Origin of the sequence: Pseudomonas sp. RIT-562 (assembly GCF_026241895.1) — a bacterium.
In the GTDB taxonomy this organism is placed as follows: Bacteria; Pseudomonadota; Gammaproteobacteria; order Pseudomonadales; family Pseudomonadaceae; genus Aquipseudomonas; species Aquipseudomonas mandelii_F.
The window spans coordinates 104,757-117,408 of record NZ_JAPJIV010000006.1; the positions used below are offsets into that span (position 1 = coordinate 104,757).

Genomic DNA, 12,652 nt, shown 5'->3' on the forward strand with positions numbered 1-12,652 from the left:
TTGTGGGTTACGAGCGCCAGGGCTCGTATAGTTCCGAGGCCAGGGAAATTCGAAAGTTTGAATGAATATGCCTGCTTCACGACGAACGGAACCGGGCCTATAGTTTCTAAATCCGGGTGAACCGCTGGGGGCACGACGGGATTGCGACCGGAGGAAATCCGATGACCGAACACATCATTCATTTTCACTGCCAGATCGACCAGTCGACCACGGAGCGCTTTCGCGATTGCTGCCTGGAGGCCATCGAACAGGGCGCCACTTCCCTGCTCCTTAACCTGTCGACCAGCGGCGGCAGCACCAACTTCGGTTTCACCCTGTATACCTTCCTCAAGTCGCTGCCCGTACCGCTTTGCGCGATCAACGCCGGCAACATCGAATCCATGGGCATCATCATGTTCCTGGCGGCGGACCGGCGGATCACTTCACCGCATTCGCGCTTCCTGATTCATCCCATGAACTGGTATTTCAGCCAGAGCTCGGTAGACCACCAGCGTTTACGCGAGTACCTGTCGAGCCTCGATAACGACCTGGCGCGCTACGTGCAGATCTACGCGCTGGAGACCGCCAATGCCGATACCAAGCTGGACATCTTCCACTGCCTGTCGGCCGAGGAAAAAGTCATCGCCGCCCATGAGTCCCTGGCCTACGGCATCGCTCATGAGATGCGGCAAGTGGTGTTCGCCGAAGACATCAAGCATTGGAAGGTCAGTGGTGGGTGAGCCAAGCGCAATGTTGAACAGTTTTCGCCAGCGCGCTCGCGCCTACAGCGAAGCTTCTGCCAGCAGATGATCGACCACGGCCGCCAGCGCCGCATTGGCATCCGCGCCTTGGTGCAAGGCTTGCGTATAGACCACGCGCTGGCGTTCGGCGCTGGTGCCCTGCTCGAGAATACGCCGAGCCTGGGTGAAGACATCGGGCATCAGCAACTGCTGCGCCGCATCGCCGTACAGCTGCTCGGCCCTGAACAGCCATTGCTCGGCAGAGAACGTCCGATCGAAGCCTTCCACAATGAACGCCCCACGAACTCCCGAGCGCTTGGCCCGCCAACGGTTTTCCTGCGCCACCCGACGCGAGGTGGGTGAATAGCTGGCGCCGGGGTTCGCCTGCTCAATGGCGCAGGCGACCAGCAGGCGGAACAAGGCGGCAATGCACAAGCTGTGTTCCAGCTGCGGGCAGGCATCGGTCATGCGCAGTTCCAGCGTTGGATACCGGGTGGCCGGCCGTACGCCCCACCAGCATTCGCTGGCCTGGCGAATCGAGCCATTGCCCATTAGCCATTCGACGTAGGTTTTGTAAGCCTGCTCGTCTTCGAGATATTCGGGTATGCCCATCCGCGGCCACTCATCGCATGCGGTCTGGCGATAACTCATGAAGCCACTGTCGGCGCCCTCTGCAAAAGGTGAGGAACAACTCAACGCCAGCAACAAAGGAGTCCAGGGCAAGATCTCATTCATGACCTGGATGCGATCCACCGCAGCCGGCACTTCGACGTGGACATGCAGCCCCGACCACAGGCTGCGCCGGGCGACCAGTTGAAAGTCTTCGAACAACTGGTTGAAGTGCGGCAGTACCGTGGCCTGTTGCGCTCGCCAATCCGCCAGCGGATGACTGCCGGTGCTGAGCAGCCCCAGGCCAAAAGGCTCCAGGGCGCTGCGCAGCTTGCTTCTGGCATCTGTTAAATAGTCAGCGGCCTGGGCCAGGCCCGTGAAGATCGGCGACGCCACTTCGATTTGCCCCTGGAACATTTCATAGGCAAAACAATCGCCCAGGGCTGTCCGGCACTCCTCGACGGCCTGCGCCGGTGGCTGTCCCGCCATGCATCGAGTTTGCAGGTCGGTGATGAAGTATTCCTCTTCGATCCCGAACCTGATTTGGCTGTTCATCGAGCCTCCCTGCGTGCCGGGTCTTACCCCAAAGCCGTATCAAGAAACATCATGACCCCAAAGCCCATCATCAAGCCAAGCGTGGCCGGTGTTTCATGACCGTTGCGGTGAGTTTCGGGAATCACCTCATGCGACACCACGAATATCATCGCCCCGGCGGCCAACCCCAAGGCAACGGGATAGCCCAGGGCAAATGCCGAGGACACCCCCAGGCCGATGATCGCACCCAGTGGTTCCATCAGACCGGAACCAATCGCCACCAATGCCGATTTGAAAGCCGAGATCCCGGTGACCCGCAGCGCCAGCGCGATGGCAAGCCCTTCGGGAATATCCTGGATCGCGATGGCAGTGGTCAGGGGCAACCCGACCTTCATATCAGCGTCGGCGAAACTGACGCCGATGGCCATGCCCTCTGGCAAGTTGTGCAAAGTGATGGCGAGCACAAACAGCCATACCCGATTCAGACGTTCGACCTCGGGGCCGCGCCTGCCACTCTCCTGGTGTTCGTGGGGGACAAAACGATCCAATCCGACCATCAAGGCCACGCCGAGCGCCATGCCCAGCACGACCACCGCCGCAGACGCCAGTTTGTTCTCGGTGATGCCCTGGGCCGCAGCAATGCCGGGCAGGATCAGCGAGAAGGAACTGGCCGCCAGCATCATTCCTGCAGCAAAACCAAGCATGATGTCCTGGGTGCGCACGGCTACGTCACGCAGCACCAACGCCAGCAAGGCGCCCAGCGCCGTGGCCGCGAACCCGGCGGTACCGCCCAGCATGGCGTAGTGCAGCACATTGGAGTCGGCCTCGGTCAGTGCGCTGTAGCCACTGAACAGCAGCAGGCAGGTCACGACGATCAACGTCAACCAGAACAACAGGCCCGACCAACTGCTGTTGCGGGCCAGTTCCAGCCAGGATCGCGAAGAACCGGTGCTCGACGAGACGGGATCGGACATGGAAACTCCTATCGATGGTTGGCCCGCTTATTGGGCGCCCGGGAGCCGCCCGGTAGCAACTGTTTTGAGATGCGCAGCGCTTCCAATTCGAAGGACCGCGCCGTTGCGTCGAACAGATCGGCCAGAATTTCAGCGGGATCGAGCGCCATGCGCCTGGATTTTGCATTCATTGTATTTACCCTCGGTCTTTTATAAAAAACGCCGCACGCCGTCTGGCATGCGGCGTCAACATCAAGCATCGTTGGTCGGTTGCCCGCCGGAACCAAGGTCAGCACCCGTCACCGGATCGCTGTCGGGGTCCGACATGGTGCGCGCCTTCATGTCCATGAGCAGCGCTTCATCCTCGGCACTCAACTCGACACTGGCCGTGCCGTCGCCGCCATCCACGGCGGGCGTCGGTTCTTCCACGTATTCCCACTCGTCACCCTGGTTCCATGGCCCGCGAGTGCTCTCGGCACCCTGGGACATGTTGAAGTAGACGTTGGTGAATTCCGGCATGCCGGGCAGCTTGCCTTGGGGAAAGTTGGGCTGGATCGAGTGCAGGGCTTTTTCAAAGGACAGCTGGTGAGCGATCTCCCGGGTCATGAGAAAACCCAGTGCCTCCTTCACGCCAGGGTCGTCCGTCACGTTCATTAAACGTTCGTAGACGATCTTGGCCCGGGCTTCCGCCGCAATGTTGGAGCGCATGTCAGCGGTGGGCTCGCCGATGGTGTCGACATAGGCCGCCGACCACGGCACGCCAGCCGAGTTGGTCAGTGGCGCGCCGGCACCGTACAGCAGGCTGGTGATGTGCGAGTCGTTACCGGCGCCATTAATGGCGCGATACAGCTCGCCCTCTTCTTCCACGCCCTCTGCCAATCGTCCCTTGGCGCCCTTGTTGAGCATCACGATGATCGAACCGACGATTTCCAGGTGGCTGAGCTCTTCGGTAGCGATGTCCATCAGCAGGTCCTTCCTGCCTGGATCCTCCTCGGCCAACGCCTGGGTGAAGTAGCGCGACGCAGCCGCCAACTCACCCTGGGCTCCACCAAATTGTTCGAGTAAGAGATTGGCCAAACCCGGATTGGGTTGGGCTACACGCACGGTGTATTGAAGTCGTTTGTTATGTAGAAACATGACAATTCTCCTCAGGCCTTCAAGGCGCCGCTACTCATCCGGAGGTTCACCGAATGCGCCGCCCACAGTTATCTGAAGCAATCGCCAGCGGGATAATTTGATAAAGATTGGAGGCTGGCGACCGGCGGCAAATATTCACAAAATTGCTGCCAGTCGTCGGTATGCGCTCAACTCAATACAAACTTTCAAACGCCCCTCTAATCTATTTGCAGCACCCGCTAAAGACCCAACCATGGACGAACCATGACGGCACATCACAACTCCAGGATTGCGTTGCTCACAGGTGGCCTGGTGATTGCCATGGTCGGCGTTCTGTCCTTTCAATTGATTCACTGGCAAGTCGCCGACAGCCGGAAAAAAGCCGCGCTGTGCGAAGACGCCAAACAGGCGATGAAGAACCTGGAGATCCGTGCGCGAGCGTTAGCCTCCGGATTGACCGTCGAGGCTTATGCCAAGGCTGAAGCGGACGAAGTGGCGGCGCTGATCGAGCAGCTTGATGCTGCGCACAATGATGCCGAGGTCGATGCGGTGATCGACGCCCACGCTGCAGCGCTGGAGGCCAAGGGTGCGGCGATTGACGCGCAGGTGGGGACCGGGGGCGATCAGACGTTCCTGGAACAGCGGATGGTGCGGCAGCGCATCCCGGTCGACGTCAAACAGGAATTACGCCGCGCCGCCAAAGCCGTCAGCGACGCGTGCCACTGAACAGTTTTACTGGATGAGTTCATCGCACTGCGTCAACGCTGGCAGGCAGCGCCGCGGCACTCAAGGCTTGTCCCAGCGACGCCAGGTACTCGCCAAATCCGCCCCGGCATTTGTAATCCTTGCGCGCGCTGGTCACCACCGGGTTCGACGCGGTCCATACGATCCGCGCACTGATGCGTTCGAGGTCGGCCACCAGATGCACATCCTCATGGGCCGCCAGGTGTTGAAAGCCACCGGCATTTTTATAAGCGGCGGCACTCAGGCCCAGGTTCGCACCGTGGATATGCCGGTGATTTTCGATGAACTGGTAATGCTCCAGGTAGCGGGCGCGAACACCCTCCCCGTGCTCACTCCAGCTGTCCACTTCGACCGTACCGCAGACGGCGTCAGCCATGCAGTCGAGTTGTCGGGCGAGCCAGTCGGCGGGAACCACCGTATCGGCATCGGTGAACGCCAGCCACTGCACCCCCGCCTCAAGCAACTCTTCGGCCCCAGTCGCCCGTGCCTTGCCGACATTCCTGAAGCAGACATCGAGCGTCGGCACATCCATGGCCCGCACGCAGCTGCCGGTATCATCCGAACAGTCGTCCAGCACCACCAGCACGCTGACCTCACGGCCGCGCAACTTTGGATGCCGCGCGGCGACCAGGATGGACTCCAGGCACGCGCTGATGTGTTGTTGTTCATTGTGGGCGGGTATCACAACACCGATCATTGGCGTTCCCTCGGATGAGCGAAGTGTAAGGTCTGCAGTTATCGACACTTCGCGTCATCAGAAGGTTTAAAGAATGTATTTGCTCAGGGCAGCGGCCCCGGTTGAGGCTCGGTTTCCGGCCGATCGTGCACCCACTGCCAGAACAATTGATACCCGACCGCCAGCACCACCGGCCCGATGAACAGGCCGATGATCCCGTTGGACACCATGCCGCCCAGGGCACCGATGAGTATCACCGGCATCGGCACATCGACACCGCGGCCCAGCAATAAAGGCTTGAGCACGTTATCCACCAGCCCGGCGACGAACACGTAAATGGCGAAGATGATGGTGCCGGTGGTCGCGCCCTCGGTGGCCAACACGAAGGCAATCACCGGCAGCGTGATCAAACTTACGGGCAACTGCATGATGCCCAGCAGCAGTACTGCCAGCGCCAGCAGGCCTGCACCGGGCACGCCCTTGAACACAAACCCCAGGCCTACCAGCAGCATCTGGATAAAAGCAATGCCCACCACCCCAAGGGCTACCGCGCGAATGGTCGCCGTGCACAGCTCGGCAATTTTCGGCCCCCGCACCGGGCCGCTGAGCCGCGAGGCGATCTGCACCGCACTGCGGCTGCCGCCTTCGCCGTGGGCCATGAAAATGCCGGCGATGATCAGGGCGAAGATGAACATCAGGAAGCCCATGCCGACGCCGGCGAGTTTGCTCAACAAGCCCAGGCTGAAGTGCCTGATCTGCGGAATGTATTTGGCCGTGAGGTCAGGCAGGTCGGTGGAGGCCTGCAACCAGAAGGCGGAAAGAGGCTTGCCGATCACCGGCCAGTCCGCCACCGAGGCATTCGGCGGTGGCACGTGCAACCCGCCGTCCTTGACCAGCACCATCGCCTTCTCGACAGAATCGGCAATCGAGGTGCCCAGCAGGTAGATCGGCACCATGAGCAACACGATCGCCACCAGCACGATAAACGTCGCGACGTGCCCGGCCTTGTGCCCGCCTTTGCGCATCAGCCGGGTTTGCAGCGGGTACAACGTGATCGCCAGGATCAACGACCACAACATCAGGTCGCGGAACGGGCGGAAGATCTCAAAGCAGAACAGCACCAGGACGGTGATCAGGCCTGCACGGATCAACACGTCGAGCAGGGTGCGGGTCAACGCCTTGTCGTTAAACGGGGTGGGCACCATGGGTGGCTCCATGCGGGTGGCGAAGGTCGTTCGCTCAGCATAGACGCTCGATAGAGGGTTGGAGATGGGCTGGCGATGGTCGAGTGCGATCACACCTGACGCTCCGCGCCGTCCCGGGGATTTTCGCGAGCAGGCTCGCTCCTACAGGGGTGGGGGCTTATCATGGTGCCTTACCACCCTTGCCTCCTATGAGCACCTGCATGACTTTCGATTTTGATCAGGTCCACGACCGCCACGCCACCGGCAGTACCAAATGGAGCCGCTACCCCGACGATGTGTTGCCGATGTGGGTCGCCGACATGGATTTCGCCGCACCACCGGTGGTCATCCAGGCCCTGCAAAAACGCCTCGAGCATCCACTGCTCGGCTACAGCGTCTGCCAGGACAATCTGCGCCAGGCGATCGTTGCCGATCTGTGGAACAAGTACGCCTGGCGTGTCGATCCCCAGGCCCTGGTGTTCCTGCCGGGTGTTGAATCGGGCTTCAACATGGCGTTGAAGGCGCTGGTCCAGGCGCAACAGAATGTCGTGGTCCAGGTGCCCAACTATCCGCCACTGCGCCATGCACCGGGCCATTGGGGCCTGAACAAGGTTGAATTGGGGTTTGACCTGCAGGCGGATGGTACCTATGCCACGCCTCTGGACAGCTTGCGCCAGTCGCTGCAAGGCGGCGGCGCCCTGTTGTTGAGCAATCCCCATAACCCGCTGGGTAAAGCATTCGCGCGCGAGGAACTGCAGGCGATTGCCGATATCTGCCTTGAACAGGACGCCTGGATCATCTCTGATGAGATCCACGCCGAACTGTGTTTTGACGGTCGAGTGCACATTCCTACGGCGTCCCTGGGCGAGGAAATCTCCCGGCGCACCATCACGCTGATGTCGGCGAGCAAGGCTTACAACATCGCCGGCCTGAAGACCTCGTTCATGATCATCGAGGACCCTGCGGTGCGTTCGCGGGTCAATCACGCGCGGTGTGGCATGGTCGACAGCGTCAACCCCCTGGGGCTGGAGGCCACTCGCGTCGCCTACAGCGAAGCCGGTCCGTGGCTGGCCGAACTCAAGACTTACCTGCAGGCCAACCGCGACTGGCTGGTGGACGCCGTGCGCACCCGTCTGCCGGGCGTCAGCATGACTGTGCCGCAGAGCACTTACCTGGCGTGGCTCGATTGTTCGGCGCTGGGCCTGGCGGATCCACAGCAGTTTTTTCTGCAGCAGGCCAAGGTCGGGCTGAGTGCGGGCGTGGATTTCGGCGACGAGCACCAGCAGTTCGTACGCCTCAACTTCGGCTGCCCAAGGTCGTTGCTTGAAGAAGGTATCGCGAGGATGGAGCGCAGCCTGAACACCTGATCTGCTGATCTGCTGATCAACTGTGGGAGCAAAGCTTGCTCCCACAGAATCTCGCCAGCGGCTGGACCTCCATCACAGAATCTCGCTAGCTGCCCACAGAATCCCCGCAGGTGCCCAACCGGCCAAATATTTGGGTAATATGTCGCCCCTTCCCCGCAGCCCTGTCCTGCACCCCGCCGAATAAGCCGATTCCATGCCTTTCGAACTCAGCGTAGACCTCACCACCCTGGCCATTCTCGCCGTCGTAGCCTTTATTGCCGGTTTCATCGATGCCATTGCCGGCGGCGGCGGGCTGTTGACCACGCCGGCCTTGCTCACGGCGGGATTGCCGCCGCACCTGGTGCTGGGCACCAACAAGCTCAGCTCGACTTTCGGCTCGGCCACGGCCAGTTTCACGTTTTACCGGCGCAAGCTATTTCACCCGCGCCAGTGGGTGCATGCCATCGTCGGCACCCTGGTCGGCGCACTGACCGGCGCCGTGGTTGCGCACTACCTGCCGGCCGAGTGGTTGAACAAAATGCTCCCGGTGATCGTGTTCGCCTGCGGCCTGTACCTGCTGTTCGGCGGTACACCCAAGGCGCCGCTGGACAGTAACGCGCCGATCAAGAAAAAGTGGCAGTCGACCCAGGGCTTCACCCTCGGCTTCTATGACGGCGTGGCCGGGCCGGGTACCGGTGCGTTCTGGACCGTCAGCAGCCTGCTCATGTACCCCATCGACCTGGTGAAGGCCAGCGGCGTGGCGCGCAGCATGAATTTCGTCAGCAACATCGCGGCGCTGTCGGTGTTCGTGTTTTCCGGGCAGGTGGACTGGATCATCGGCCTGAGCATGGGCCTGTCAGTCATGGTCGGGGCGTTTTTCGGCGCTCGCACCGCCATCAGCGGCGGTGCGAAATTCATTCGCCCGGTGTTCATCACCGTGGTGCTCGGCTTGACCGTGCGCTTAGCCTGGCAGCACTGGTTCAGCGTGGCCTAGGCGCCGCGCCACATAGACGTCGATCAGGTAACGGGCAATCGAGCGAGACGCCGGCAACGGCGGCAGCTCGTGTACGTTGAACCACTGGGCGTCTTCAATCTCGTCTTCCTGGCAGACGATTTGCCCACCCGCATACTCGGCATGAAAGCCCAGCATCATCGAGTGAGGAAACGGCCAGCACTGGCTGCCCAGGTACTGGATGTTCTTCACCTCGATCTGCACTTCCTCGCGAACCTCGCGCACCAGGCACTCTTCGGCCGACTCCCCAGGCTCGGCAAACCCCGCCAGCGTGCTGTAGACCCCGCTGACAAAACGCGGCGAGCGCGCCAGCAGGATCTCATCACCGCGGGTGATCAACACGATCATACTCGGCGAAATGCGCGGGTAACTGCGCAAATCGCAGGGCGCGCAATACATTGCGCGCTCCCGTGGCACCTGCGTCATTGGCTGGCCGCAATTGCCACAGAACCGGTGCTCGCGAGCCCAGGTGCCAATCTGCGCGGCGTAGCCCAGCACCTTGTACAGCGTGTGATCGCCTTCCAGCATGAAGGCCCGCAGGCCCTTCCAGCTGCAGCCGGGCACTTCGCCAGGGCCGCGCAGTTCCAGCAGGTACACCGGTTCGCCATCAAGGTGGCCGATGCCATGCTCGGCGAGAACCGGCAGGTCCTGGCGCTTGAGCCATTCCCGCGGGAACAGCGCGCCATTATCGTCGTAGAGGAAGCCTTCAGGGCTGCGAGCCACGGCCCAGCCCCCGGGTTTATCGGTGTCCAGTACTGCAGTGGTCCAGCGTGAAGTCATGGTTCATTCAATCCAGAAATTCGGGTTTCTGTTTACTCATATGGGCGGCCATGGCCACGCGCAGATCATTGGATTGCAGCATCGCGGCATTCCAGGTGGCGACGTATTCCAGGCCGTCGTCAATACGATGGTTGCGCATATAGCTGATCATCTCCTTGGTGCCGGCGATGGCGATTGGCGACTTGCTGGCGATTTCCCGGGCAATGCCCATCACGCCGTCAAGCAGGCTGTCCTTGTCGCTGTAGACGCGATTGACCAGCCCCATGCTGCGCGCTTCCTCGGCGCCAAATGAGCGGCCAGTGTAAGCCAGTTCACGCAGCATGCCGTCACCGATGATGCGCGGCAAGCGTTGCAGGGTGCCAACATCGGCCGCCATGCCGATATCGATCTCCTTGATCGAAAACTGTGCATCCTCAGCGGCGTAGCGCATGTCACAGGCGGCGATCAGGTCAATTGCGCCGCCCAGGCAGTAACCCTGGATGGCCGCGAGTACCGGTTTGCGGCAGTTATCAACGGCTGTGAACGAGGCCTGCAAGGCGAGGATCTTGCGGCGCAGCAGGCGCGCATTGCGCCCCACGTCCTTGCCCATTTCGTTGGCGACGCCGGCCAGCATCATCAAGTCGATGCCGGAGGAAAAGTGCTTGCCTGCCCCACTGATCACCACGGCACGAACTTCGTCCGAGTCATCGATCCACTGGAAGATCTCGATGATTTCGCTCCAGAACGCCGCGTTCATCGAATTGATCTTTTCCGGGCGATTGATCTGCACATGGGCGACTTTATCCGCCAGTTCGACGGTGAACGCGGTGTACTGGGACATGGCAGCGATCCTTTACTGGACAAAAAGAGGCCCGAACTATACCAAGCCTCCCGGCACTGCAGTAAGGCAGCGGTTCAGCCAAATGCGGGACTTGCCCACCGCACCACAACAGTGCAACGAAATTGTCACACCTCGCCCATTATTGTGACTCACTGGTCACATTGTGAGGCGCCATGCAAAAAAAAGCTGCCCTTCGTCGGTGCGTTCCCCCACCGATACGCTCAGCCCGTTACCCTCTGAAACGGATTGTCGAACAATTTTCCCATCTGGACTGGCCCGCTCTAGGTTCTGGCCTAGACTCATTTTCGCCGGGTAAAACCGGTCGGTCACAGCTGGAAAAAATAGAAGAAACTTTTGCCGCTGGCCCAAGGTCAGCTTAAAGGTGGGTGAGTTGCGAATGGTTCGATCCTTGCAATAGCCCTCCCCAGCCATTGTGCTTCAACGCGTTGGCAGCGTTTGCTCACCGATGCGTAGCGCGTTTGCGCCCGGCCACAGGGACAGGCCATCAAACATCGTTGGTGCCAGACCGAGAACTAGATCAACAACACGGGAGATTCATATGATCAGTGCGGCTTTAGATATTCAGGGAGAACGTGCTCATCAGCAGGTCGGCGAATCGAGCACCGTAAATGCGCAAGCGGCTACACCAGTTAACGTTACCAGCACGCGCAAGCTGCCGCCGGTAGCCAGTCAGAATCCGAACAAGAAACGTGTGTTGTTCGTGACCTCCGAGATCGCGGATCTGGTCAAGACCGGTGGCCTGGGCGACGTTTCCGCCGCACTGCCGCGCGCGATGGCGCACCTGCACGACGTGCGTGTGCTGATCCCCGGGTATCCGCAGGTGCTCCACAGCGAAAACCCGATTCACATCATCGGTGAGCTGGGTGGTCACGCTGCGCTGCCACCCTGCAAGATCGGGCGCATGGACATGCCTGATGGCCTGGTCATCTACGTGCTGATCTGCCCCGAACTCTACGAGCGCGAAGGCTCGCCCTACGGCGCCAACAACGGCCGCGACTGGCCAGACAACCATATTCGTTTCGCCCGCCTCGGCCTTGCTGCTGCCGACATTGCGGCCAATCTCGCGCAGATTCACTGGTGCCCGGACCTGGTGCACGCCCACGACTGGCCTGCCGGCCTCGCGCCTGCTTATATGCATTGGCGTGGACAGCGGACCCCGACGCTGTTCACCATCCACAACCTGGCGTATCAAGGCGTAACCAGCCTGGGTTCGTGCCCTGAGCTGGGGATTCCCACCCATGCGCTGCAACAGGAAGGCATGGAGTTCTACGGCAAGATGTCGTTTCTCAAGGCCGGCATGGCTTATGCCAGTCACATCACCACCGTCAGCGCGACCTACGCCCAGGAAATCACCACGCCGGACTTCGGCTGTGGCCTCGACGGCTTTCTCGCCGCCAAGACCCAGCAAGGCCTGCTCAGTGGTATCCCCAACGGTATCGACGAGAGCTGGGATGCTGCGACTGACCCGCACCTGTTCTGCCCGTTCACCATTGGCGACTGGGACGGCAAGGCGGTGAACGCTGCCCATGTCCGCGAGCTGTTTGGCCTCGACGACTCCGAAGGCCCATTGTTCGCGGTGGTCTCCCGGCTGGTCTACCAGAAGGGTCTGGACCTGACCGAAGCGGTCTCCGAATACATCGTCAAGTCCGGTGGCCAAATCGCCATCATCGGGCGCGGTGAGCCGGAAGAAGAGCAAGCCATGCGCGAGCTGGCCCTGCGTTTCCCCGGCCAGATCGGCGTGCGCATCGGCTTCAACGAAACCGACGCCCGACGCATGTTCGCCGGCAGCGATTTCCTGCTGATGCCTTCGCGTTACGAGCCTTGCGGCCTCAGCCAGATGTACGCCCAGCGTTTCGGTTCGTTGCCGGTGGCGCGCAATACCGGCGGCCTGGCCGACACCATTGAAAATGGCGTAACCGGTTTCTTGTTCGACGAATCCACCGCAGAAAGCTATCAGGAAGCCCTGAGCCGCGCATTCAAGGTATTTGCTTATCCCGAGCTGCTCAACGCCATGCGCTGCCGGGCCATGGCCGCCCCGTTCAACTGGTGCAAGGCCGTAGAACCCTACGCCGAACTTTACGAACAACTGGTCGCCAAGGCGCTGGGTAAATCGCACCGACAATAAGAGGTTTTTTTTA

13 protein-coding genes are annotated in these 12,652 nt (G+C 60.9%); 5 read left to right on the top strand and 8 right to left on the bottom strand.

Features of this window, described 5'->3' with window-relative positions:
- The first annotated feature begins 161 nt into the window (after nucleotides 1-161).
- On the top strand, nucleotides 162-719 hold the full coding sequence (locus tag ORL50_RS10255) for an ATP-dependent Clp protease proteolytic subunit (protein WP_045058582.1): 558 nt from the start codon (nucleotides 162-164) through the stop codon (nucleotides 717-719).
- 42 nt (nucleotides 720-761) lie between these two features.
- On the opposite strand, the gene ORL50_RS10260 is transcribed toward ORL50_RS10255, so the two are convergent.
- From ORL50_RS10260 to ORL50_RS10275, 4 genes are all read right to left on the bottom strand, one after another.
- A complete protein-coding gene (locus ORL50_RS10260; RefSeq protein WP_266013580.1) occupies nucleotides 762-1,883 on the bottom strand; it encodes a carboxylate-amine ligase in 1,122 nt (373 codons plus the stop codon).
- Nucleotides 1,884-1,906: 23 nt separating this feature from the next.
- Complete coding sequence (locus ORL50_RS10265) at nucleotides 1,907-2,836, bottom strand: ZIP family metal transporter (protein ID WP_266013583.1); 930 nt, start codon at nucleotides 2,834-2,836, stop codon at nucleotides 1,907-1,909.
- Nucleotides 2,837-2,844: 8 nt separating this feature from the next.
- Nucleotides 2,845-3,006, bottom strand: coding sequence for a hypothetical protein (locus ORL50_RS10270; RefSeq protein ID WP_266013586.1), 162 nt, complete (start codon nucleotides 3,004-3,006; stop codon nucleotides 2,845-2,847).
- A gap of 61 nt (nucleotides 3,007-3,067) precedes the next feature.
- A complete protein-coding gene (locus tag ORL50_RS10275) occupies nucleotides 3,068-3,952 on the bottom strand; it encodes a manganese catalase family protein (RefSeq protein ID WP_266013590.1) in 885 nt (294 codons plus the stop codon).
- A 243-nt stretch (nucleotides 3,953-4,195) separates the two neighbouring features.
- Between ORL50_RS10275 and ORL50_RS10280 the strand changes: the two genes are divergently transcribed.
- Nucleotides 4,196-4,657, top strand: coding sequence for a hypothetical protein (locus ORL50_RS10280; RefSeq protein WP_266013593.1), 462 nt, complete (start codon nucleotides 4,196-4,198; stop codon nucleotides 4,655-4,657).
- Between the two features lie 19 nt (nucleotides 4,658-4,676).
- Here the strand turns inward: ORL50_RS10280 and ORL50_RS10285 are convergent, their stop codons facing one another.
- Both ORL50_RS10285 and ORL50_RS10290 read right to left on the bottom strand, forming a co-directional pair.
- The gene (locus ORL50_RS10285; protein WP_266013596.1) at nucleotides 4,677-5,372 is read right to left on the bottom strand and encodes a glycosyltransferase family 2 protein; all 696 of its coding nucleotides are present in this window, start codon (nucleotides 5,370-5,372) and stop codon (nucleotides 4,677-4,679) included.
- Between the two features lie 83 nt (nucleotides 5,373-5,455).
- Complete coding sequence (locus ORL50_RS10290) at nucleotides 5,456-6,556, bottom strand: AI-2E family transporter (protein WP_266013599.1); 1,101 nt, start codon at nucleotides 6,554-6,556, stop codon at nucleotides 5,456-5,458.
- Between the two features lie 200 nt (nucleotides 6,557-6,756).
- Here ORL50_RS10290 and ORL50_RS10295 point away from each other — a divergent pair, with 200 nt between their 5' ends.
- Entirely contained in the window at nucleotides 6,757-7,902 is a 1,146-nt protein-coding gene (locus tag ORL50_RS10295; RefSeq protein ID WP_266013602.1) for a MalY/PatB family protein, read from the top strand.
- A gap of 193 nt (nucleotides 7,903-8,095) precedes the next feature.
- A complete protein-coding gene (locus ORL50_RS10300) occupies nucleotides 8,096-8,875 on the top strand; it encodes a TSUP family transporter (RefSeq protein ID WP_266013605.1) in 780 nt (259 codons plus the stop codon).
- Here ORL50_RS10300 and nudC read toward each other — a convergent pair.
- On the bottom strand, nucleotides 8,843-9,673 hold the full coding sequence (gene nudC, locus ORL50_RS10305) for an NAD(+) diphosphatase (RefSeq protein WP_266013608.1): 831 nt from the start codon (nucleotides 9,671-9,673) through the stop codon (nucleotides 8,843-8,845). The two genes, ORL50_RS10300 and nudC, sit on opposite strands and share 33 nt — an antisense overlap.
- Nucleotides 9,674-9,680: 7 nt before the next feature.
- The gene (locus ORL50_RS10310; RefSeq protein WP_266013611.1) at nucleotides 9,681-10,493 is read right to left on the bottom strand and encodes a crotonase/enoyl-CoA hydratase family protein; all 813 of its coding nucleotides are present in this window, start codon (nucleotides 10,491-10,493) and stop codon (nucleotides 9,681-9,683) included.
- A 559-nt stretch (nucleotides 10,494-11,052) separates the two neighbouring features.
- Between ORL50_RS10310 and glgA the strand changes: the two genes are divergently transcribed.
- Entirely contained in the window at nucleotides 11,053-12,639 is a 1,587-nt protein-coding gene (glgA, locus tag ORL50_RS10315) for a glycogen synthase GlgA (RefSeq protein WP_266013614.1), read from the top strand.
- Nucleotides 12,640-12,652 lie beyond the last annotated feature (13 nt).

What these genes read in the sequence shown, in the direction of transcription:
- ORL50_RS10290 (WP_266013599.1), bottom strand. Translation starts at nt 6,556, where the DNA reads ATGGTGCCCACCCCGTTTAACGACAAGGCGTTGACCCGCACCCTGCTC.
- ORL50_RS10255 (WP_045058582.1), top strand. Translation starts at nt 162, where the DNA reads ATGACCGAACACATCATTCATTTTCACTGCCAGATCGACCAGTCGACC.
- ORL50_RS10300 (WP_266013605.1), top strand. Translation starts at nt 8,096, where the DNA reads ATGCCTTTCGAACTCAGCGTAGACCTCACCACCCTGGCCATTCTCGCC.
- ORL50_RS10280 (WP_266013593.1), top strand. Translation starts at nt 4,196, where the DNA reads ATGACGGCACATCACAACTCCAGGATTGCGTTGCTCACAGGTGGCCTG.
- ORL50_RS10285 (WP_266013596.1), bottom strand. Translation starts at nt 5,372, where the DNA reads ATGATCGGTGTTGTGATACCCGCCCACAATGAACAACAACACATCAGC.
- glgA (WP_266013614.1), top strand. Translation starts at nt 11,053, where the DNA reads ATGATCAGTGCGGCTTTAGATATTCAGGGAGAACGTGCTCATCAGCAG.
- ORL50_RS10265 (WP_266013583.1), bottom strand. Translation starts at nt 2,836, where the DNA reads ATGTCCGATCCCGTCTCGTCGAGCACCGGTTCTTCGCGATCCTGGCTG.
- ORL50_RS10270 (WP_266013586.1), bottom strand. Translation starts at nt 3,006, where the DNA reads ATGAATGCAAAATCCAGGCGCATGGCGCTCGATCCCGCTGAAATTCTG.
- ORL50_RS10310 (WP_266013611.1), bottom strand. Translation starts at nt 10,493, where the DNA reads ATGTCCCAGTACACCGCGTTCACCGTCGAACTGGCGGATAAAGTCGCC.
- nudC (WP_266013608.1), bottom strand. Translation starts at nt 9,673, where the DNA reads ATGACTTCACGCTGGACCACTGCAGTACTGGACACCGATAAACCCGGG.
- ORL50_RS10275 (WP_266013590.1), bottom strand. Translation starts at nt 3,952, where the DNA reads ATGTTTCTACATAACAAACGACTTCAATACACCGTGCGTGTAGCCCAA.
- ORL50_RS10260 (WP_266013580.1), bottom strand. Translation starts at nt 1,883, where the DNA reads ATGAACAGCCAAATCAGGTTCGGGATCGAAGAGGAATACTTCATCACC.
- ORL50_RS10295 (WP_266013602.1), top strand. Translation starts at nt 6,757, where the DNA reads ATGACTTTCGATTTTGATCAGGTCCACGACCGCCACGCCACCGGCAGT.